The sequence below is a fragment of the Streptomyces sp. R28 genome (assembly GCF_041052385.1).
GTDB lineage: Bacteria > Actinomycetota > Actinomycetes > Streptomycetales > Streptomycetaceae > Streptomyces.
In genome coordinates, this window is record NZ_CP163439.1 from 4,068,685 (window position 1) to 4,088,407 (window position 19,723).

Annotated in this window: 21 protein-coding genes and 1 pseudogene; 13 read left to right on the top strand and 9 right to left on the bottom strand. The window is 67.5% G+C overall.

Translation table 11 applies throughout. The features are described 5' to 3' along the window. Window positions 1-28 precede the first annotated feature (28 nt). Window positions 29-3,193: a DUF3427 domain-containing protein gene (locus AB5J49_RS17950; RefSeq protein ID WP_369169642.1), complete on the top strand. Its 3,165-nt coding sequence runs from the start codon at window positions 29-31 to the stop codon at window positions 3,191-3,193. A gap of 4 nt (window positions 3,194-3,197) precedes the next feature. Here the strand turns inward: AB5J49_RS17950 and AB5J49_RS17955 are convergent, their stop codons facing one another. Then, a complete protein-coding gene (locus tag AB5J49_RS17955) occupies window positions 3,198-3,860 on the bottom strand; it encodes an ATP-binding protein (protein WP_369169643.1) in 663 nt (220 codons plus the stop codon). Between the two features lie 202 nt (window positions 3,861-4,062). Here AB5J49_RS17955 and AB5J49_RS17960 point away from each other — a divergent pair, with 202 nt between their 5' ends. The 4 genes from AB5J49_RS17960 (at window position 4,063) to AB5J49_RS17975 (ending at window position 5,771) form a co-directional block, all read left to right on the top strand. Further along, a complete protein-coding gene (locus AB5J49_RS17960; RefSeq protein WP_369169644.1) occupies window positions 4,063-4,908 on the top strand; it encodes a helix-turn-helix domain-containing protein in 846 nt (281 codons plus the stop codon). After that, on the top strand, window positions 4,908-5,111 hold the full coding sequence (locus AB5J49_RS17965; protein WP_369169645.1) for a DUF397 domain-containing protein: 204 nt from the start codon (window positions 4,908-4,910) through the stop codon (window positions 5,109-5,111). The genes AB5J49_RS17960 and AB5J49_RS17965 overlap by 1 nt, the downstream gene beginning before the upstream one ends. Window positions 5,112-5,190: 79 nt before the next feature. Further along, a complete protein-coding gene (locus AB5J49_RS17970) occupies window positions 5,191-5,487 on the top strand; it encodes a DUF6247 family protein (protein WP_369169646.1) in 297 nt (98 codons plus the stop codon). Then, complete coding sequence (locus AB5J49_RS17975; protein WP_369169647.1) at window positions 5,484-5,771, top strand: hypothetical protein; 288 nt, start codon at window positions 5,484-5,486, stop codon at window positions 5,769-5,771. The genes AB5J49_RS17970 and AB5J49_RS17975 overlap by 4 nt, the downstream gene beginning before the upstream one ends. Window positions 5,772-6,110: 339 nt before the next feature. On the opposite strand, the gene AB5J49_RS17980 is transcribed toward AB5J49_RS17975, so the two are convergent. The 3 genes from AB5J49_RS17980 to AB5J49_RS17990 are packed head-to-tail and all read right to left on the bottom strand — an operon-like array spanning window position 6,111 to window position 7,751. Then, window positions 6,111-6,962: a helix-turn-helix domain-containing protein gene (locus tag AB5J49_RS17980; RefSeq protein ID WP_369169648.1), complete on the bottom strand. Its 852-nt coding sequence runs from the start codon at window positions 6,960-6,962 to the stop codon at window positions 6,111-6,113. A gap of 23 nt (window positions 6,963-6,985) precedes the next feature. Next, complete coding sequence (locus AB5J49_RS17985) at window positions 6,986-7,519, bottom strand: DUF6879 family protein (protein ID WP_369169649.1); 534 nt, start codon at window positions 7,517-7,519, stop codon at window positions 6,986-6,988. After that, window positions 7,494-7,751 (bottom strand): hypothetical protein, encoded by a 258-nt coding sequence (locus AB5J49_RS17990; protein WP_369169650.1) that lies wholly within the window; start codon window positions 7,749-7,751, stop codon window positions 7,494-7,496. Before AB5J49_RS17990 ends, AB5J49_RS17985 begins: the two co-directional genes overlap by 26 nt. A 240-nt stretch (window positions 7,752-7,991) precedes the next feature. Here AB5J49_RS17990 and AB5J49_RS17995 point away from each other — a divergent pair, with 240 nt between their 5' ends. The 6 genes from AB5J49_RS17995 (at window position 7,992) to AB5J49_RS18020 (ending at window position 11,495) form a co-directional block, all read left to right on the top strand. Then, window positions 7,992-8,480, top strand: coding sequence for a hypothetical protein (locus tag AB5J49_RS17995; RefSeq protein ID WP_369169651.1), 489 nt, complete (start codon window positions 7,992-7,994; stop codon window positions 8,478-8,480). 228 nt (window positions 8,481-8,708) lie between these two features. Continuing rightward, entirely contained in the window at window positions 8,709-9,080 is a 372-nt protein-coding gene (locus AB5J49_RS18000) for a hypothetical protein (RefSeq protein ID WP_369175176.1), read from the top strand. A 96-nt stretch (window positions 9,081-9,176) separates the two neighbouring features. Next, on the top strand, window positions 9,177-9,593 hold the full coding sequence (locus AB5J49_RS18005) for a hypothetical protein (protein WP_369169652.1): 417 nt from the start codon (window positions 9,177-9,179) through the stop codon (window positions 9,591-9,593). Further along, the gene (locus AB5J49_RS18010) at window positions 9,590-10,207 is read left to right on the top strand and encodes a DUF5753 domain-containing protein (RefSeq protein ID WP_369169653.1); all 618 of its coding nucleotides are present in this window, start codon (window positions 9,590-9,592) and stop codon (window positions 10,205-10,207) included. Before AB5J49_RS18005 ends, AB5J49_RS18010 begins: the two co-directional genes overlap by 4 nt. Window positions 10,208-10,304: 97 nt before the next feature. Further along, the gene (locus AB5J49_RS18015) at window positions 10,305-11,060 is read left to right on the top strand and encodes a hypothetical protein (protein ID WP_369169654.1); all 756 of its coding nucleotides are present in this window, start codon (window positions 10,305-10,307) and stop codon (window positions 11,058-11,060) included. A 222-nt stretch (window positions 11,061-11,282) separates the two neighbouring features. Then, window positions 11,283-11,495: a hypothetical protein gene (locus AB5J49_RS18020; protein ID WP_369169655.1), complete on the top strand. Its 213-nt coding sequence runs from the start codon at window positions 11,283-11,285 to the stop codon at window positions 11,493-11,495. Between the two features lie 179 nt (window positions 11,496-11,674). On the opposite strand, the gene AB5J49_RS18025 is transcribed toward AB5J49_RS18020, so the two are convergent. The 3 genes from AB5J49_RS18025 to AB5J49_RS18035 form a co-directional block, all read right to left on the bottom strand. Continuing rightward, complete coding sequence (locus AB5J49_RS18025; RefSeq protein WP_369169656.1) at window positions 11,675-13,147, bottom strand: hypothetical protein; 1,473 nt, start codon at window positions 13,145-13,147, stop codon at window positions 11,675-11,677. A gap of 271 nt (window positions 13,148-13,418) precedes the next feature. Next, window positions 13,419-14,207 (bottom strand): SH3 domain-containing protein, encoded by a 789-nt coding sequence (locus tag AB5J49_RS18030; protein ID WP_369169657.1) that lies wholly within the window; start codon window positions 14,205-14,207, stop codon window positions 13,419-13,421. Between the two features lie 539 nt (window positions 14,208-14,746). Next, window positions 14,747-16,588, bottom strand: coding sequence for a sigma-70 family RNA polymerase sigma factor (locus AB5J49_RS18035; protein ID WP_369169658.1), 1,842 nt, complete (start codon window positions 16,586-16,588; stop codon window positions 14,747-14,749). A 188-nt stretch (window positions 16,589-16,776) separates the two neighbouring features. On the opposite strand from AB5J49_RS18035, the gene AB5J49_RS18040 reads away from it, so the two are divergent. Beyond that, on the top strand, window positions 16,777-17,190 hold the full coding sequence (locus AB5J49_RS18040) for an SsgA family sporulation/cell division regulator (RefSeq protein WP_369169659.1): 414 nt from the start codon (window positions 16,777-16,779) through the stop codon (window positions 17,188-17,190). Between the two features lie 126 nt (window positions 17,191-17,316). Here the strand turns inward: AB5J49_RS18040 and AB5J49_RS18045 are convergent. Further along, window positions 17,317-17,766, bottom strand: a pseudogene (locus AB5J49_RS18045) (Lrp/AsnC family transcriptional regulator); the annotation flags it as partial. Between the two features lie 107 nt (window positions 17,767-17,873). On the opposite strand from AB5J49_RS18045, the gene AB5J49_RS18050 reads away from it, so the two are divergent. Next, the gene (locus AB5J49_RS18050; RefSeq protein WP_369169660.1) at window positions 17,874-18,776 is read left to right on the top strand and encodes a class I SAM-dependent methyltransferase; all 903 of its coding nucleotides are present in this window, start codon (window positions 17,874-17,876) and stop codon (window positions 18,774-18,776) included. Window positions 18,777-18,840: 64 nt separating this feature from the next. On the opposite strand, the gene AB5J49_RS18055 is transcribed toward AB5J49_RS18050, so the two are convergent. Further along, window positions 18,841-19,608, bottom strand: a complete 768-nt coding sequence (locus AB5J49_RS18055; RefSeq protein WP_369169661.1) for a PE-PPE domain-containing protein — start codon at window positions 19,606-19,608, stop codon at window positions 18,841-18,843. Between the last annotated feature and the right edge of the window lie 115 nt (window positions 19,609-19,723).

Below are 19,723 nucleotides of genomic sequence, written 5' to 3' on the forward strand. Positions count from 1 at the left end.
CTACACGTTCAACGGGGGGAACAGACCGATGTCTCAGAGCCGCCACGACGCGTCTGCCACTCACGCTGGGCTGTACGAGCAGCTCATCACCCTCCGCTTTGAGCAGCAGTTGAAGGAGCTCGCCAGTCTGGGATGGCACCCCGTGAGCGACTCGGTGGGCACGGAATCTGTACCTCATGTCCTGGCTCGCCATGTTTCGGGGACAGTGCGACGCGTCCTGCAGAATCTCCCGGCCGAAGAGCGGGTGTACGCGGCAAACCACATCTTGGAATCCATCAGCACGCTATCGGGAGCACAAGAGTGGGTGGATCTAGTCGCCGACGGGCCTCGTCAACTCCTGGCATTGGCGAAGCAGGAAGCCCCTGGTGTCTTCGCCGTACGCCCGGGTATCCCGCTCTCCGATACAGCCCTCATCACCAACTCGCCGGAAGACCCTAGCCTCGGCTTCGAGTTGCGTGCGGAGCTCGCCACCGCTGATCGCGTCGACCTGCTCTGCGCCTTCGTGAAGTGGCACGGTCTGCGCATCATCGAGCAGTCCCTGCAGGCAGCCCGTGAGCGGAACGTGCCTATACGCGTCATCACGACGACCTACATCGGGGCGACAGAGCGGCGCGCCCTGGATCGGCTGGTGCAGGAGTTCAACGCCGAAGTCAAGGTCAACTACGAGACCAGGTCGACGCGACTCCACGCCAAGGCATGGTTGTTTCGGCGTAAGAGCGGTTACGACACCGCGTACGTTGGCAGCTCCAATCTCTCCAAGGCCGCACTACTCGATGGGCTGGAGTGGAACGTCCGGCTGTCGTCCATCGCCACGCCCGAGGTTTTGCGAAAGTTCGACGCGACCTTCGAGGCCTACTGGAGTGACCCGTCCTTCGAGCTGTACGACCCGGACACCGACGGCGCCCGACTCCAGGAAGCGTTGGCGATCGCCGGGGGCACCTCGAATACCTCAGCCGCGGATCGCAGAATCACTCTGTCCGGCCTCGAAGTACGCCCCTACGCCCATCAACGCGACATGTTGGAGCGCCTCGAAGTCGAGCGCGAGGTGCATGACCGGCACCAAAATCTGCTGGTTGCCGCGACCGGCACGGGCAAGACGGTTATGGCGGCGCTGGACTACAAGCAGTTGCGCAAGAAGCACGGCCGTGACCTGCGGCTGCTGTTCGTCGCTCATCGAAAGGAGATCCTCCAGCAGTCCCTGCGGACCTACCAAGACGTCTTGGTAGACGCGAACTTCGGCGAATCCCTGCACAGCGGAGAGATCCCGGAGCGCTGGACACATGTCTTCGCCAGCGTGCAGTCGCTGAACACGCGAGCACTGGATCGACTCGCTGCCGATCACTTCGACGTGATCGTGATCGACGAGTTCCACCACGGGACTTCGCCGACGTACCGGAAGATCCTCGATCACTTCGAGCCGCTGGAGCTGCTCGGACTGACAGCGACTCCCGAGCGCATGGACGGCAAGAACATCCAGGACGAGTTCTTCGATGGTCGGATCGCTGCCGAGATGCGGCTGTGGGAGGCCCTGGAGAATGATCTACTCAGCCCCTTCCACTACCTCGGCATCAGCGACAACACCGATCTGAGCGCGGTGAAGTGGCATCGCGGGGCGTACGACGCAAGTGCGCTGAGCGAGGTGCTGTCCGCCAACCACGCGCGGGCACTGCTGGTTTTGAAGGCCGTTGAGGAGAAGGTCGCCGATCCAACTGCCATGCGCGCGTTGGGCTTCTGCGTTTCTGTCGCGCACGCGCACTTCATGGCGGAGTCCTTCCGCAAGGCCGGCCTCAACGCCGTGGCCCTGTCCGCCGGGACCCCTGCCGATGAGCGCAAGCAGGCGCTGGCTGACCTCACCTCTGGAGCCCTACAGGTGATCTTCTCGGTCGACCTCTTCAACGAGGGCCTCGACATTCCCGACGTAGACACCCTGCTGCTGCTGCGCCCCACCTCCAGCGCAACGGTGTTCTTGCAACAACTCGGCCGCGGCCTCCGGCGCACCGAGAACAAGGCCGTGCTGACCGTGCTCGACTTCATCGGTCAGCACCGTAAGGAGTTCCGCTTCGAAAACCAGTTCCGCGCCCTGACGAATCTGACCCGCAAGCGGCTCCTGGACAACATCGAGCATGACTTCCCGCAGCTCCCGTCCGGTTGCCAGATCATCCTTGAGGAGAAGGCCAAGAAAACCATCATCGCCAACATCAAGGACCAGATCGGCGTCAACGTCACTGCCCTGGCGCGCGAGGTGGCGGATTACTCCGAGCTGAAGCTCAGCCGCTACCTCGACGAAAGCGGGCGCGAGCTCAAGGAGCTCTACCGGGGCAACGGGAACTCATGGACGGGCCTGCTGCGCCGCTCCGGCCTCCTGAAGGACGAGGCCCCAGAAGGCGAGGCCGCGCTACTCAAGCGCATCTCCGCGTTCCTCCACGTGGACGACCCGCTACGGGTCGCTGCGTACACGCGGATGTTGGAAGACGATGCCCCTGCCTACAGCACCCTTGACGAGCAAGGACAAGCCTACGCCCGCATGCTCTTCTTCCAGTTGTGGCCACTCGGCGGCATCGTCCGCAAGGGGTACGCCAACTACGACGCTGGATTTGCGACCCTGCGCAAGCAGCACGCCGTCCGCAGTGAGCTGCGGCAGGTGATGGCGTACAACCTCGCCCACACCGAGCACGTACCGATCCCTCTCTTGGGCTTGGGCGGTCAGAGCGGCGTCCCCCTCACCGTGCATGCCTCGTACAGCCGTGAAGAGATCCTGCCTGCGCTGGGGCAGTCGTACATCGGCGGCTTCATGCCGGCCGATTTCCGCGAGGGCGTGAAGTGGTGCGACTCGATCAAGACGGACGCGCTCCTCATCACGCTGGAGAAGGACGAGAAGGACTTCTCGCCGCAGACCAGATACCACGACTACGCACAGAGCGAGACTCTCTTCCACTGGGAGTCCCAGAACCAGACTTCCGAGACCTCCCCCACTGGCCTGCGCTATCAGCATCATGTCGCTGAGGGCAGCCACGTCCTGCTCTTCGTGCGCCGCTACAAGAGCACCGACATAGGCGGCGCCCAGCCGTGGATACTGCTCGGCCCGGCGGAGTACGAGAAGCACACCGGTAGCAAACCGATGGCGATCACGTGGAAGCTGAAGCACGAGATCCCGGCGGACGTCTGGACGTACTCGACGATCAAAGCCGGGTAGTGCCTCACGTCGAGTCGCTCACCACCCCCACTTCCGCTTCGAAGTGCATCTGGGCTCGGTCCAATGCATCATCCGCATTGCGGCCGTGCGCCCGAAGCCAGTGGAGAAGGTCAGAAATGGCACCGATCGCTGCCTCTTCTGCCATGGCTGCGCTCAGCCGACATGAGTCGAGTGAGTGCAGCAGCTTCGCCCCGCCGTAGAGGTCGAGCACCTCCGCCGCTCTTGTTACGTGAGGCCCTCCCCGGTGGCCGTTGGGCGAGGTCAGGGTGGTGGAGAGCTCGCACCACGTCACCTTGCGATCTGCGAGGAGCTGGACGCCCCAGCGATCAGCGGTGAAGGTGATGAGCTCCATCCCTCGCCCGGATTCGGAGTTGACGCCTTGGTTGAGGAGCGTGGGCAAAGCGCGGGTGTCGGGGTCATAGACCTCGATTCGCAGACAGGTGCCCTTCATTGAGACAGCGAGGGTGGTGGGGGTCCCGGGACCGACGTGCGTGATGACGTTGGACACGAGCTCGCTGACGCAGAGTTGGGCCGCGTCGATGAGCTCGTCCAAGCCCCAGAGCCCCAGGTGGACCCGAAGCACACGCCGTAGGGCCGCTACTTCCTCGGGCTCCGCCAGAAAGTGAAGGTCCCAGGGCTTCCTTGGCATGCAGGTGGTGCAGTCCATACTCAGCTCCTTCTTGCCTACACCGAGTTGCACAATGCAGTCGGTCACACACCTAGAGTTGCATTGGAACTCTCAAAATGGAACTCTCACATCGGAGGGCCAGGGGCACTTGCACACGCCACGCGCCCCCGGCGTGCGCTGTCTTGCTGACGCACTCAAGCAACCAGGACGATCTAAGCGATCGACACGAAGGGCTAAACACATGGCAGTCGGACCCACCACACGCAGGCGCCAGTTGGGTGCGGACCTCCGTCGCCTCCGCGAGCTCAAGGGTTTGACCCTCGAGGAAGCTGGCGCACGCGTCGGCATCTCAAAGGCGACGCTCAGCCGCTACGAGACCAAGGAGGGCACGGTCAAGTGGCCGGCCGTGGATGCCCTCTGTCGCGAATACGGCGCCTCTGACGAGGAGCGTCTCGCTCTCGTGGAACTCGCAAAGGGTGCCAAGATCCAGGGTTGGTGGAGGTCACTCGCCGACCCCATCCCCGAGTCCATGAACCTCATGCTCACGCTTGAGGACGAAGTGGTTCGCGAAGACCACTACGCGTGCATGTACATCCCCGGGCTCCTCCAGACGCGCGCCTACGCCGAGGCTGTTCACCGGGCTTCGGAGATCCAGTGCCCGGAGCGGGAAGTCCAGCACATGGTCGACATCCGCATGAAGCGGCAGGAGTTGCTTGAACGAGATGAGCCACCCCATCTCTGGTGCGTCATCGACGAAGCAGCACTCCGGCGCCGGGTTGGCGGTCCCGATGTCATGCAGGAGCAGCTCCGGCAACTACTCGTCTCGTCTCAGCGACCTCACGTAACTGTCCAGGTGCTGCCGTTCTCAACCGGCGCTCATGCGGCGGCGGTTGGCAGCTTCGCTGTCCTTCGAGGTCCGGCTCCGGAGCTGGACGTGGTCTATGTGGATTTGCTCGGTGGAGGGCTGTTCATGGAGAAGCAGCAGGAACTGGGGCGCTATAGGTTGGCGTTCGAATACCTCAGCGCACAGGCCCTCGACCTCGAATCGTCGGCCGAGATCATCGACCGTATAAGCAAGGAGTCCTAATGACGGCGCCCTCGACGCATCAGTGGTTCAAGTCCTCTTACAGCGGTGGGAGCGGGACCGAGTGCGTGGAGTGCGCGCTTGTCCATAGTGGCATCCTCGTGCGCGACTCCAAACGTGAGCCAGGACCCGTAGTCACTCTTGGTAGCAGCGCATGGCGAGCCTTCTTGGGTGGTGTCCTGGAACACGGACCTTTGGCGCACTGACGTGGGAGCTTCTACAGCGGTGCTCGTTCCGCTGTAGGACACTCCTCATAGGACAGCGGAGAGCAAGGAGCAGATGATCGTGAGCGCACAGTACGCGGAGACGCCCGGGCCAGCGGCGCTGCCGTTGAAGACCATCGGCGACATTCGAGCAGCTCTTCGGTCCGGACACGGCTTTCCGGGCGACCGGGAGTCCTTTGAAGCAGATCTTCAGCGTGCACTGGAGGCATCGTCGGAGACGGACCTCAACGCTGTCGCCACCGTGATTGTCGACTACCGGGGCAGGATCCGGCTCTACCAGGACCCCGATTTCGACATCGCCGTGCAGGAGGGTATCGACCTCGCGGCTCGGTTGAAGCAGGAGGCGCAGGGCCGGTGACCAGCGTGATCGCGGCCGTGACAGTGCGGGCGGCCGATCGGGCGAAGGCCGTCGGAGCCGAGCAGGCGCTGGAGACGCTCCGGCAGGAGCTGGAACAAGTGCCCAGACTCGGGATCCTGCTTGGGTCACCCCGTCAGGACGGCAGCGAGGTGCGTAAGACAAGGATCGAACCCCGGGACGGAGTGCCAGGCCTGGCAGTGGCATACGTGTACACGCCGACACCGCCGCCTCCCACTGTGGCCATCGTCGCAGTGACCCCGGACGATGGCGTTCTCGCTGAGTAATTCTTCAGCACGTCACCCAAGACCGTCGTCCTCGCTACTGCTGGGTCAGGTCCTCGGGCGGGACACCTAGCTACAGAGCGGATGTCGTCCAGCGCTCGTAATTCGGGCACTGCTTCTGGAACCCGATGACCGCAACGTGACCGAGGCCCTTCAGGATGTTGTGCGCGGCCTCGGCGTCCCGGATGGCAGACTCGTGCTCAGGCTTCGAACGGAGTCCTCCTCGAACCGCGGCGTCCTTGAAGGTGAGAACCGTACGAGTGCCACCCGCGCCGGACACAGTCCTGATGCCCCACCCCTGGTCCGCCCCCCCATTTCTCCACCGGGGCTTACCCCTCGGTATCAGTGCAGTGCCTCGATCGCCTTAACGATCAGCGCGCGCGCCGCAGCCCCGTACACGGCCATGCTGCGGAGTTGCTCGAATGCCTTGATGTACAGGGCGATCTCAGAGGGCTGCGTGATGTTGACCTCCGCGGAGATCAGCTCGATGGATACGAGCGTGTCGTCGTGCACGTCGAACGTCTCCTGTGGCCACAGTGCGCGCTCGCGTGTCGACATCGGGATGATGCCGAAGGAAACCGCCGGCAGTGCCCCAGCGGTAAGCAAGTAGCCCAGCTGCGCGGCCATCGCGTCCGAGTCACCGAGCTGGTAGTAGAGCACTGCTTCTTCAATGAGCATGACGAATCGGTGCCCGGGCTCGTGGATGATCTGCGAGCGCTGCACGCGCGCCTCCGCAGCTTCGGCCGCGTCGTCGGGAACGCCGAGGAAGTGGGCGTTGGTGCTCAGCAACGCCCGCGCGTATCCCTCTGTCTGCAGCAACCCGGGCACCAGGACTGGGGAGTACACGCGCAACAGGCTCGTCGACCGGTACAGCTCCACGTAGCTGTCCTGCAGTTTCCGCAGACCTGTGCGCACCCGCTGCCGCCACTCGCGATAGAGCGACTCTGCGTGTTGGGAGGCCGCAATCAGGTCGGGGGCTTGGCCAGCGGTGCCGGTGGTGCGGCACCACAGGCGGATGTCTGTAGGCGATGGTGGCGTCCGTGCGTTCTCGATACGGGAGGTCTTGGCGTGGTGCCATCCGCATTGAGAGGCCAGCTCAGTGACCGTCAGCCCGGCGTTTTTCCTCAGATCGCGTAGCTGCCGGGCCACGCTCTCGCGCGCGGCCTGAGCTGAGGAAGACGGGGATATGGACATGAGCTGGCCAGTGGTGCTTTCTGTCAGTGGATTTCGTACTCATTGTGCGGGACGGCGCGCTCCCAGACTGCCTCAAAGGCGTCCGAGCACTGCTTGATGATGCTCGGCTCCGTTCGCAGTTCCATGTCAGGATCCGCCCACTCGCCGTCTCCGGTGAAATGGTTGAAGAGGACCTGCGCCCCGTCGAAAATCCACAGGTCGGCGCCGGGCAGCATGAGGTCGACCGCTCGCTGACGAGGCAGCCATCGCACCTGTTCGCCGGCATGCACGTTGACTGCGGTTCCCGCGTGCTCGTACCGGATGTATTCGGTGACCGGCTCAGAGACGATGCGAGCGCGCCGTACGACAACCCCGCGGGCGACCGCGCGGGAGATCATGTCGACCCAGGGCGCCCAGTACTCCGAGTGGGGATCAGTGTCCCGCTGACCCGTGCGGCGCCAGGTGTTGAAGTCGTCGGCCTCGTCGCCGACTCCGTACTGGTCACGCATCTCGAGGTGCATCGCGGAGCGCTGCGCTGCCTCCATCAACTGGTCAAAGCTGGGCACGTTCTGCGACATCACATGCCTCCCTCAGCATCGGAGCCAGGCGTGCGGGGATGCGGATCACCGTCTCATGGTCAGGAATTCCCTTGGCGTGGCCGGGCGCTGTGTTCTCCACGCACTGGGCCCGCGTCTCTTCGTCGGCCGTGTAGCTCTGGATCACGATGTCTGCGCTCTCCAGGTCCACCCACGCTGTTGGTGACCCGTTCTTACCTGTATCCGGGTCGATCCCGATGAACTGTAGGTGCATGGCAACCTTCCATCACCGTTGCTGTGCGCTGGTGTGCACAAACTTCGTCGACGGATGACGCAACGTCAAGAGCGTGAAGTAGCCACGTAGCTGTTCAAAGAAGTACGTGCACATTGGCGCACATCGCTGGCTGGGATGCACATCGCGCCCATAGCGTCGTGGCCCGAGACAGCTGACCCCACGGCCTGCGCACAAGCCACGTACAGGCCCGATGGGCAACTCCTGCGGAAGCCAGGGGAGATGAACACACAAGCACTCAACAGACTGATCACCGAATGGCTGGCAGGGGCGCATCCGGTGCCTGAACAGGCGCGTGCGGAATGGTCGAGCCAGGGGGTTGCGCTACTTCCCCTTGGCCGACGGTTCGCTGCAGTACGGCTGGACGGCTACCTCGTGCACGCTGCCCTCGGCTCGGACGACCCGGGCACCGTGACCGAGGCTCTGACTGAACGACTGCGCGGTCCGGTCATTCACGACCACCGCACGTCAGGCCCGACGTACTACGCGCTCGTCCAGTGGCACGCCGGGCTGGCGTGGGATTACGGCGAGACCGCGCCGTGCCTGCAAGGCGACACGTACCTGGGAGTTCCGCGCATCGATCGTCGAGAACCGCCGGGGACGTACTGGGTGGTTCTGCCTCGCTACGACGGCGACTTGTGCAGGCCGCAGGCTGTGCGAGAGCTGATCGACGCCGGTCGTGAGCAACTCGCCCCGCACACGCCCGCTTGATCACGCTCCACCTGACTTCCGCTGCGTACGGCTTCTCACGCCTCGTCGCGCCGCGGGCCGCAAGATCCCTCTCCCCGAGTACACGAGGCATACGGCGCTCCCGGAGTGGGCTACTCGAAGGTCCTCCAACCGTGAGGTGATTCCGTGCTCTGCCCAGCCCCGCCAGGATCCGCCGTCGCTACCCGTACACGCACCGGCCGCTCCCTCGTCACCGACGACGACTTCGACATGCTGGCCTCGTTCTGCGCAGACGAGTACGGCCTTGAACGCTGCGTGGCCGACCGCGTCGTAGACCAGGCGCTCGCCCTCGTTCACGTCATGGGCTCCACCGGCGAGGGCGCCACCATGGCACCGTCCGAGCTGGTGGACCCCGGCTGGCACACGCTCATCCTGCACACCGGCTGGTACGCCGAGTGGTGTGAGGAGCAGTTCGGCTACTTCCTGCACCACCAGCCCAACTCCAAGGTCCGCACCCGCGGCCTGATGACGGACGTCGTCGCCAGGGTCCGGGCCGCCGGCTTCGAGGTCGACGACCGCCTGTGGGGCACCGCCGCCGACTGCAACCCGCCTGCCTGCTGCGGCGACGGCCCCTGCTGCTGACCCGATCTCCCCAGCGCCTCCCACTGCAGGGTGGGTTGGCCGTCGCCGGGCCGACCCACCCTGCCCCTCCCGCATGCGCCAGAACGGACCTGCCCCGTGCCCCTGACCGAGCTGACCGCCACCAGCCGAGTGACCGTCTTCCCCCTCGAAAGCCTCACCCTCGCCTACACCACGCAGTCCACCGACCAGCGCGACCTGGGTGACATCGGCCTCGTCACCGTCGTCGACGAGCACAGCGAGGGGGACGAGTTGTGGCTGTTGGCCCGTGAGCTCGGTGGCCGTACCGCCGACCAGGACCAGGCGCGCTGGATCCTCACTCAGGCGAGCCGCGCCCGGATGGTCAACACGTATGCCAGCCTGCCCAACGCGACATGGACGGCGTACATCCGCCGTCGCCTCGAACTCGACGCGCTCTTCGCCAACCACGACGTTCTGCTGACCGGCCGGATTGCCCTGTCGGACCCACGGGCAGTGTCGGCTGGGGAAAAGACAGCTCAGAGGGGGAAGCCGTGACCAATTTGATCCCGTGGCAACAGCGACTGTCCACCGGTACCGAAGATATCCAGAGCGAAGTCATCGACTGGTATCGCCGGACTCGGCACGGCAAGGCGTACGTGCCCACCATGATCTGGGGGACGTTCCAGACCGAGGCGTACGCGACGGTGATTCTCCGTCAGGTCGTTGGGTTCCTCGGCGTTCCGGACGACGTTGCGGCGGGCGTTGCCAAGCGGATGGAGCGTCAGCAGGTGCTCTACGACGGTGAGCACCACTACGACGTGATCCTCGGCGAGCAGGCCCTGTACACGAACATCGGCGGGCCGGTCGTGATGCGCGGACAGATGGAGCGCCTGCTCCACGACATCGACCTGCCCTCTCTCACCCTCGGCGTGCTTCGCACCACCGCCGAGGTAGGCGTGGTCCCCATGCCCGGCTTCAACATGCACGGCGATGACCGGGCCCACTACGAACTCGTCTCCACCGGCGTGGACGTCACCGACCCGGACGAACTCGCCCTCCACGACAAGGCGTTCAACGCCCTGAGCAATGCTGCGTGCTATGGGGACGCCGCGAGAGAATTGATCAGCAAGGCTCTGGCCTTCTGGAGCGCCCGCATGACGGCTTCGTAGGGGCGACCGCCACCACCACCAAAGCAAACCAAAGTCGCAGCCCCCGTAGACCATCGGCCGACGACAGCGTGTGCGCCTGCCCTCCAGACTCGGCGGTGTGGAGTGGGAGACCGGACGCGTAGGCATGGGGGACATGAGCAATACGGGGGATGTTTCGGAGAAGGGCGGGGCGTCCGCCGGCGACGGCACCGTGATCGCTGAGTCGGCCTGGGTGCTTGTGCTGTTCTGTGTGGGGTGTGGGGCCGGGATCGGGTGGTTGGCCACCGTTCTTGCGCACTGGCTGGTGACGTTGCGGTGGGCGCCGTTCAAGGGGCCTGCCAAGTTACTGACCTCTGTTCCGGAGCCTTGGCTGAGCGTGGGGGGCGTTGTGGTCGGGGCGGGTCTGGGGCTGGTCGTCGGGTTTGTTGCGGTGCATGAGTCGCTGGCTGTCAGGGTCTCGCGGAGTCGCGTCGTTCTTGGTGTCAGGGACGCCTCGCAGGAGTTCGGGGGCGATGAGGTCGGGCTGGTCGTGCGGGACGGCAAGCAGCTCGTGTTGCTCCGGGCGGACGGGATGGAGCTTGCTCGGGAGGATTGTCGGCTGCCCTGGCCGCGGCTTGCCGGTGCCTTCGCCGAGCATGGCTATCGGTGGGCGGATGAGGATCCGTATCGGGAGGAGTTCAGGCGCTGGGTTCCTGGGACACCTGGGCTGCCCGAGGGGGCGGACGCGCTGCTGAGGGCTCGTGCCGCGGCGCGGAAGAAGGGGGAGGCAGATGCCGACGACGCCCGCGAGCTGCGTAGGGAGCTGCTGAGGCTCGGCGTTGTCGTACGGGACGAGGAGAAGAGGCAGTACTGGCGTATGCCTCAACGGCCCTGATCTCGGGACGGTGTTCTCGGGACTGTCTCGGGACCGTCTCGCGGTAGGAGGCGGCGATCAGAGGCGGCGATGAGGTCGGCGGCCGTATCGGCCGTATCGACGCCCCGCACGCGTACGGCCGCTGCCGACCCTGGAAGTGGTTCAGCGCCCAGTGCGGACTGCGGTTCGAGGGCCTGTTGTGCGGGCTGAGAGGATTGCGCGAACCATAAAGGAAGAAGGGGGATGAGCGTGTTCGAGCTCCTCGTCTTGTCCGGCGTCCTCGCGCTCGTCGTCGGAGGGTGCGTCTGCGTCGTGTGGGCGGAGCGGGGCGGCCCGCGCTGGGTGCGTGGGGTGGCCGCTGTGACCCTGGGGGTAAGTCGGCTGGTGCGCTGGTTGGGGCGTTCGAGTCGGAAATCGGGGTCAGGGTCAGGGTCGAGCTCGGGTGGGGATGACTGACGACACCACTGAGGGGTGGCGGCGTTGGGCGGTGGGTGCCCGGCATGCGGCGACAACGCATGCGGGCCGCGCCGGGGTGAAGAGACCGTCGGCGTGGCCCGCGTGCCACTTGCGTGTGGAGGCCCGTGAGCGGGCCGTTCGTGGATCGGGTCACCCGGTCGTCTTCGCCGGGCCCGCTGTCACCCCGCCACTGCTCTCGCCTCGCCCTTTGTCAGTAGCCACTCGCGGTGTAGGGCCCCCAACGGGATCCTCTTCTGGAGGACGGGCGTGCCGAATATGGTCAGTTGGAGCTGGAGGGAGCCGGTGAGGTCCACGCCGCCGTAGAGGGCGTAGGAGCCTGCCGCCGTGGCCGTGCCGTCGGAGGAGGCTTCCGCCGATGCGTCGGCGTGGGCGCGGACGTACGGGGCCAGGTCGGCCGTGACGCCCACCGTGCCGTACAGGCCTACGGTGGCCTCGGCGCCCAACGCGGCCTTGACGTCGCCGGCGGCCGTGACCGTGGCCTTCAGGGGCTCGCCGGTCATGTCGGACTCGCTGACCGGGGTCCAGCCCTTGGCCCAGGAGAAGGTGCCGCCGACGCGGAAGTCGCCCTTGAGGTCCTGTTCGACGTCCACCGTCACCCGGCCGTCCGCGTTCACCTGGATGTAGCAGGTCAGATCCAGGTTTACGACGACGGGGATCGGGCCGACCTGGATCACCGGGTCGGAGTGGAGCTTGGCGAAGGGAATGCGGATCGGCTGACCGTTCGTCGAGCCGGCCGCGCGGCCCTTCAGGGACCACTGGGAGGCCCAGTCGCCCGACAGGCCCAGGAACGCGCCGCCGGGCGAGGCACCCGTGCCGCCGCCGGAGCCGTCGTACGAGAACGCGACCTCGGGGGCGAGCTGGACGAAGCCCTCCACGGACGCGGCCGCCGACGCCGGGGCGCCCTCGGCCGTGGCGACCGCCGCGCCCACGTCGATACGCAGGCTGCCCAGCGGGAGTTTCGCGCCCTCGGGGCCGAAGTGGAGGTCACCGGTCTTCGCCCAGGAGACCTTCACGCCCTGGACGAGCGGCTTGACCTCGACGGACGACGGGTCGACCGGGACCTCGCCCTCGGCCTTGCTCTCGCCGAGCACGGAGTTGAGCTTCGCCGGTTCCGTCTCGACCGTCGTACCGCTGTCCTGCGTGGTGCTGACGACCTCCGTGACCTCGGCCAGCACGCCGTCGGGGGCGCCGGGGGCCGGGGCACTGGCGATGATGTCGCCGACGGCTACCGGAGGTTGGGCCGCGGGGCCGGATGAGGAACCGGGTGAGGAGCCGGATGAGGGACTGGCCGAGGGGTCGGTGGTCGGTTCGGCCGTCGGTCTCGCGGCGGACCGCGACGAGATGACGGCCCGTCCGCTCTTCCTGTCGTACGAGGCGACCTTGAGGGAGGACTTCTTCGCCGTGCCTCCCTGACCTGCGTCGGCCACGGCGGTGGGAGTGGCCGTACCGGAGGACGGGGCCGCGACGACCGCGAGTTGTTCCTGGACCGCGGCGGGGGCGGGGCTCTCGGCCGTCGACTGGGTCGCCGCTTCGGGGGTCGTCGGGGAGGTGGTGGAGCAGCCCGTAGTGAGCAGGGCCGCGATGGTGGCTGCCGACAGTAAGGCATGCCTCTTGAGCTTGGATCTGTGCACGCGTGTCCTCGGGAGCGGTGTATGGGGGTGCGCTGCAGGAGGTGACTGGTGGGAGGGCACGCGGCCGTGCCGGGACATGCCAGGACATGCCGAGGCATGCCGAGTCAGGCGGTTCCGGCGCTATGCGCAGGCGGTGGTTACCCCCCAGTAGTCATGCATGAGCATGCCAGGCTCACGGATACAGCAGCCGCTTTCTTCTCCGCACGACTACGGTGACGTGCGCCACATGCGCCACATGCGCCACACGCCACATGAGTCACATCAATGTCGGTCAGCAGGCCGTGGGGACGACCGTCTCCGGATCGCCGCTCAGTGCGGTGGCCGTGACCCATCCCGTCTCGCCGTTCGTGCGGAGCAGCTTGACCCAGACGTCGCTGACCGAGCCGTGTGCGGAGACCTCTTCCCCGCGCTGGAAGCACAGGGCCTGGTATTCGCCCTGCGCAGCTATGTGGCTCACCTGGACACCGGCCCTACTCGGCTCCGAGCGGACCGGAGCGGAGGCCTGGCCGTAGACGGTCGTGGTGGCAGGGGTGGTCGTGTCGTCCGTGGGCGGTGCCGAGTCCGTGGGGGTGGGGGGTGGGGTGAGCTCGGTCGGGCTATCGGACGGAGACGGGTTCTGCCCGGATGCCGCGACGAAGACGGTGGCCGCCTGGTCCAGGGCCGCCTCGACCGTGTCACCCGGGCCTGGGGCCGTCTCGTCGGGGCGTGGCAGTTGCACCGCCCCCTCGGGGCCGGTCGTGGGGATTTCGACCTTGGTGACGGCGCCCTCCTCGGACGCGTCCGTTTCCTCGGTGGCGTACTGGACCTTGAGACAGGCGCCGGTCAGCTTGGTGACCGTGTCCGTCACGGAATCGCCGGCGGACACTTCCGGCAGTACGAGTTCGAGGGCACCGGAGTCGGGACAGGCGGCCGACGCCGAGGCGCTGGGGACCGGGGAGTCCTGCGGGGTGTCGGAGACGGTGAGCTGTGTCGTCTCGCCCGGCTCGGCGTCAGTGGCGTCGATGCGCACTGTGCCGCCCTTGGCCGGGGCCAACGACTGGCCGTCGAGGGACGGTTCCACGCGGCGGTCCGTGCGGATCAGATAGCCCGCTTCGACAAGTCCCTGTTTTGGACTTACATATCGGAAGATGGCGGTGAGGTAACCCTTGGGGTCGATTTCGAACTGATGCTCAACTCCCGCATCCACAGAGAACACGCCGATCGGGGTCACAAAAGATCGCCCCACGGAAACAGTGATTTTCCCCGACGAGTCGAGCGTGAATGTGACCGGCGCGAAAGCCGGGGTGAAGGAGGCGGAGGCATCGGAGTTGTCGCAGCCCGCCGCGCCCACCAGAGCCATCAGCGTCATCCCGACTATCGGCAGGGCAAGCACCCTTGTCGCGACTGAGCGCATAACGCATCCCCCGATGCCCCCCGTGCGCGCACTCCTGCGCGCGCCCTACCGGAATTCCGAAGCGTAGCGCTGCGGGCCGGTCGCCACCATCTCCATTTCCGAATTCCGCGGTCAGGGTGCCGAATTCTGGAACGGATTGGGGTGGGAGGGGTTGGGGAGTTTTGGAGAGGCTGGACGGGCAGCTTGCCCGCCCGCCCGGCCTCCGGTCAGTTCCCGCAGCCGTTTCCGGGGGGCTCGGGTGTTGGCTGGGGTGCGGGTGCGGGGACGGGTGCGGGGCCAGTCGTCTCCGGAGGGGCGGGGGCTTCCGGCGCCTCCGGCGTCTCATCAATCGGCGTCGGGACTACGGGAGTTGGGGTCGACGGCTCCGGTGTGGGCGAGGGTGTCGGCGTTGCCGGGGCCTCGGTCCCCGGGGCCTCCGGATCATCCGGGTACGGCGGCGTCCCCTGCCCCGGCGTCTCCGGCTGCTCTTCCCCCGGGTCGGCCGGTGCGGGGGCCACCGGTTCGGGGGCCACCGGTTCGGGGGCCACCGGTTCGGGGGCCACCGGTTCGGGGGCCACCGGTTCGGGGGCCACCGGTTCGGGGGCCACCGGTTCGGGGGCCACCGGTTCGGGACCCGCCGGTTCGGGATCCGTCGGCGCAGGGTCCGCTGGTGCCGGGGCGACCGGGTATTCGGATCCCGGCGCCGGCTCGTTGTGCGGAGGAGTGTCGTTCTGCGGGGGCGCGGGGTCCGCCGGGGGCTTAATCACCGGCCCGGCAGGGGGCGGTGCGGGCACATCGACAGGCGGCATTGGTGCGGGTGCATCCGCGCCCGGCACCTCGGGCGCCGGCTCAGGCACAGCCCCCGGCTCAGCCTCAGCCACCACGCCCCTCACCGCCGTATCCGAACCAGCGCCACCAGCTACACCGGCGGCAACCTCCGACGCCCTCGCCGATCCACCTGCTCCCCCCGGCCCTCCCGGCCCTCCCGGCTCCCGCGGCGCCTCCGCCCCCGCGACCGGTCCCTCCGACGGCCGGGCGGCCACCGGCGCATCCGCCAGCGGCACCCGGTCCGGGGGCGGCGTCGGAGACGGGTTGCCCGTGCCCAGGGCGAGCATCATCGCCAGGGCCGCGCCCGCGACCGTCGCCCCGGCCGCGATCGCCGTCGGCACCTTCGCGCCGCCCGCGCCGCCGGTCACCGCCTGGCGGGCCGCGTGCAGCGCGCTGCCGAACTGGCCGCTCAAGGCGGCCGTGGCGGCCGAGGCGCCCGCGGAGCCGGCGACGAATGGCAGCAGCAACTTGCCCGCGCCGCCCACGACGAAGACCAGCAGGGCCGGGCCGACCAGTGCGGGCAGCCGGTCGTTGGCGCGCATGAGTACCGCGAGCCGGCCGCGGCAGTCGTCGCAGGCGTCCACGTGGGCGAGCAGGCGTTCCGACTGGCGTGGTGTCGCGTTGCCGCGGACGTACGCCGGCATGCGCACCCAGTGGACCTCGCACGCGGGGTCGTCGGGGGCGCCGGTCTGGGAACGCAGGAAGGCCTGGCGCATGCCCTCGCGGGCGCGGTGCAGGAGTACGGCGGTCGCGCCCTGCTTGGCGCCGATGCGCTGTCCGACCGTCTCCAGCGGCTGGCCCTCCGCCTCCGCCAGCCACAGGGCCTGTACCCAGCGCTCGGGCAGTTGGCCCAGCACCCGTACCAACAGGTCCACTTCCGAGACCTGTTCGGCCGGGTCCGCCGAGTCCTCCGCGTGGACGGCGATCTCCGTGCGCTCGGCGGTCCGCGGGTCGTGCGGGGTCTCGCGCGCCTCGCCGCCGGCCGTCGCCGCCAGGTGCCGCACCGTCGTCATCAGGTACGCCGGTACGTTCTCGATCTCGTGGCCGGCCGACAGCCGCCGCCAGACACGGAAGTGCGCCTCGGCGACCAGGTCCTCGGCGGCCCAGGAGTTGTTGCGGGTGAGCGAGCGGGCGTAGGCGACCAGGCGGGGCTGCTGCTCCTCGTACATGCGGGCGTACGAGGCGGTGGCGGACGCGGGAGGTGACGCCTGGGCGGGCACCTTGGGAGAACCGTCGGACATGGCTGGAACGCTCCAGTTGCCTGCTGGGCTGAGGGCGCGGACGAGTTTGTCAGCGTAGATGACTAAAATCTCAACTAAATGGTTCGCGTGAGCTAGATCACAGGCGCCGGCTTGCGGTTCGGCGTAATCAACGGCCCTGCCTCCCGGTCGAGAAGGCGCACAGACATCGACAACACAGGAGACCGACCATGCGCCTCGCCCTCGAACAGCCCGTCCGCGCCCGCCTCGTCACCCCCGATTACCCGGAGCTGGGGATACGCCCCACGCTGCGCTACTCCGCCGCCGATCCCTTCGCCGTGCACGTCGACTTCCCGGCGGACGTCTCGGCCGACGAGGAGGGAGTCACCTGGACGTTCGCCCGCGCGCTGCTGGAGGAGGGGCTGGACACGGCCGCCGGGATCGGGGACGTACGCATACAGCCGTGCGGGCGGTCCCGTACGGTCATCGAGTTCCGCACGCCGCACTGCATAGCCGTGATCCGATTCGGTACGGCTTCTCTTCGGCGGTTTCTGCAACGTTCGTACGCCGTCGTCGAGCCGGGGAGAGAGGACCTGGGCCCGGAACCGGACCACGGCCTCATGTCACTGCTCGACGGGGTATGAGGCTCAGTGAGCCTTCCCGTCGCCCCCGTCGCGTCGGTCGCTCCGGTCGAACCTGTCGTCCCCGTCGTACCTGTGGCGCCTCTCGTCCCCGTCGTGCCTGTCGTAGCCGTCGTAGCCCGAGCCGGTCATCGGTGTCAGTACGCGCGTGGCGGTCCGGCGGTAGATCACCGAGCTGCGGAAGCTCACCACCTCGCGGCGGGCGCTGAAGCGGTCCATGAGGAAGGCGTGCAGGTGCTCGATGTCCGGGACGGCCACGTGGACGAGGAAGTCGTCGTAGCCGGAGACCACGAAGACCGAGACGACCTCGGGGAGCTGGGTCAGGTAGCCCTCGAAGTCGTAGATCACCTCGCGGCTCAGCGGACGCAGCCGGGCGAAGACCAGGGCCTGGAGCGAACGGCCCAACAGGCGGGGCTGTACGGCCGCGTGGTAGCCGGTAATCACGCCGCGGGCGCGCAGGGCGCGGACCCGTTCCAGGCAGGTGGAGGGTGCGATGCCGACCCGGCGGGCGAGTTCGCGGTTGGTGAGCCGTGCATCGCGCTGGAGATGGGTGAGGATCGCCGAATCAGTGTCGTCCATGGCCGTCATTCTTCCCGGGGTTCCGAATTTGGTTCGGCCGAGCCGCCCAACTCCCGTACCACGCCCTAGATTTCCCTCGTCTGTCGGACCGAAGGGAGCCCTCGTCCATGACGATCGCCGTGACAACTTCAGTGACGACCGCCGCCGCTCGACCCGTCGCTCCGCCTGAGGGCCGCCCCGTCGATCGGGCCGTCCAGAGTGTCGATCAGGCCGTCGACCAGGCCGTCGACCAGGCTGTCGACCACTACGACCGGTTTCTCGCCGAGCACTACACCTGGATGCTCGGCGGCGATCTCGACGCGCTCGCCGCGGTGCAGCGCGTCTCGCTCTCGGGGTGGGGGGTGACTCCGGATTCGGCGTCCTGTCCGGCAGCCGGATCGCTCGCCGTGGATCTGGGGTGCGGGCCGGGGCAGGCGAGTCTCGCGCTGGCCGGGCTGGGCTTCGACTCCGTTCTCGCGGTCGATCTGAGCCGGCCGCTGCTGGGCGAACTCGCCGCGCACGCCGCCCGGGTGCCGGCGGTGCGGGCGGTGCGGGCGGATGTGCGGACCGCGTTGCGGGAGCTGGTGCGGCCGGGGTCGGCGGGGGCCGTCGTATGCCTCGGTGACACGCTGACCCATCTGCCGACCCGAGGGGATGTGGCCGCCCTCTTCGCCGACGTCGCCGCCGCGCTCGCACCCGGTGGCACGGCCGTGTTCGCCTACCGCGACCTGACGGTGCCGCTCACGGGCACCGACCGTTTCCTTCCGGTCCGGGCAACCGAGGACCGGATCATGACCTGCTTCCTGGAGTACCCGGACGACTACAACGACTACACGGTCGTCGTGCACGACCTGATCCACAGCCGCGACTCCGCTGACTCCGACTGGCGCCTCACCGCCCGTAGTTACCGCAAACTGCGACTCGCCCACACGTGGGTGGTGGAACAGCTCGGGACGGCCGGGCTGCGCGTCAGGCACGAGGAGAGCGGGCCGGGCGGCATGCGGACGGTCGTACTCGCGCGCGAGACGTGAGAAGGCCCAGGTCAGAACCTGCCCGACCTGGGCCTTCTCATGTCCTGGCCTCGTGGCCACTACGTCAGGACTCGTACCAGAACACCCCGTCGAGGCCGTCCTTCGCGATGGTCTGGGACATGACGTTGCCGTCCTGCACGTAGCGCCGGTGCTTGTCGGTGAGGAAGAAGTCGAGCGGGGCCACGGGCGTCGTGGCGTCGCAGGCCAGGTCGCCGCGGATGCAGAAGCGGGCGACCGGGACGCCCGGGAACTCCTTGGGGCCGGGGCCGGTGGAGGTGAAACCGAAGGCACCCAGGCCCTTGGGGACCTTGGCCCACGCGCCGGTCTCGGGCTGCTTCGGGTCGGCGTACAGCATGCCGTTGACCTGTTCGCGGGGGATGTCGGTGCCGCCGTTCGCGATCGTCTCCAGGACCGCGTCGGCGGCCTGGGCGCCCTGCGAGTAGCCGACGATCGTGAGGCGTGCGGTCGGGTCCTTGCGGTGGGTCTCCTTGGCGGCGGCGAGGAGGTTCTCGTAGCCCTGGGCGACGCTGATGTCGTAGCTCGGCGCGGTGATGTCCGGGGTGTTCTGGCCGTTGAGCCAGGGGCCGGCGCTGGCCGGGTAGCAGACGGGGACGACCTCGGCGCCTTCCTCCAGGTACTGGTTGGCGTAGCCGAAGGTGATGGTGCAGTGGGGTGCGGGCTGCGCGGTGCCGGTGCCGCCGAGCTCGATGTAGTAGTGGCGAGGGGCGTCGTCGGCCTGCGCGACGGTGGGTGTGAGGGCGGCGGCAGCCGTCATCGCCGCGGTGAGGGCGACGGTTTTGGCGCGGCGGATGAGTCGGTTGGTGTTGGGCATGAGTGTCCCCCTGGGTCCGTTGGTGCCTTGGCGCGTTGCTGCCTTGGTGCCTTGGTGCTGGCGCGTGACTGCTGGCGCGTTGGTGCTGGCGCTGGTACTGGCGCGTTGGCACGTT

What these genes read in the sequence shown, in the direction of transcription:
- AB5J49_RS17990 (WP_369169650.1), bottom strand. Translation starts at nt 7,751, where the DNA reads ATGCACCTACAGTTCATCGGGATCGACCCGGATACAGGTAAGAACGGG.
- AB5J49_RS17985 (WP_369169649.1), bottom strand. Translation starts at nt 7,519, where the DNA reads ATGTCGCAGAACGTGCCCAGCTTTGACCAGTTGATGGAGGCAGCGCAG.
- AB5J49_RS17995 (WP_369169651.1), top strand. Translation starts at nt 7,992, where the DNA reads ATGAACACACAAGCACTCAACAGACTGATCACCGAATGGCTGGCAGGG.
- AB5J49_RS17955 (WP_369169643.1), bottom strand. Translation starts at nt 3,860, where the DNA reads ATGGACTGCACCACCTGCATGCCAAGGAAGCCCTGGGACCTTCACTTT.
- AB5J49_RS17965 (WP_369169645.1), top strand. Translation starts at nt 4,908, where the DNA reads ATGACGGCGCCCTCGACGCATCAGTGGTTCAAGTCCTCTTACAGCGGT.
- AB5J49_RS18035 (WP_369169658.1), bottom strand. Translation starts at nt 16,588, where the DNA reads ATGTCCGACGGTTCTCCCAAGGTGCCCGCCCAGGCGTCACCTCCCGCG.
- AB5J49_RS18020 (WP_369169655.1), top strand. Translation starts at nt 11,283, where the DNA reads ATGAGCGTGTTCGAGCTCCTCGTCTTGTCCGGCGTCCTCGCGCTCGTC.
- AB5J49_RS18050 (WP_369169660.1), top strand. Translation starts at nt 17,874, where the DNA reads ATGACGATCGCCGTGACAACTTCAGTGACGACCGCCGCCGCTCGACCC.
- AB5J49_RS18040 (WP_369169659.1), top strand. Translation starts at nt 16,777, where the DNA reads ATGCGCCTCGCCCTCGAACAGCCCGTCCGCGCCCGCCTCGTCACCCCC.
- AB5J49_RS18000 (WP_369175176.1), top strand. Translation starts at nt 8,709, where the DNA reads ATGCTGGCCTCGTTCTGCGCAGACGAGTACGGCCTTGAACGCTGCGTG.
- AB5J49_RS17960 (WP_369169644.1), top strand. Translation starts at nt 4,063, where the DNA reads ATGGCAGTCGGACCCACCACACGCAGGCGCCAGTTGGGTGCGGACCTC.
- AB5J49_RS17980 (WP_369169648.1), bottom strand. Translation starts at nt 6,962, where the DNA reads ATGTCCATATCCCCGTCTTCCTCAGCTCAGGCCGCGCGCGAGAGCGTG.
- AB5J49_RS17950 (WP_369169642.1), top strand. Translation starts at nt 29, where the DNA reads ATGTCTCAGAGCCGCCACGACGCGTCTGCCACTCACGCTGGGCTGTAC.
- AB5J49_RS18055 (WP_369169661.1), bottom strand. Translation starts at nt 19,608, where the DNA reads ATGCCCAACACCAACCGACTCATCCGCCGCGCCAAAACCGTCGCCCTC.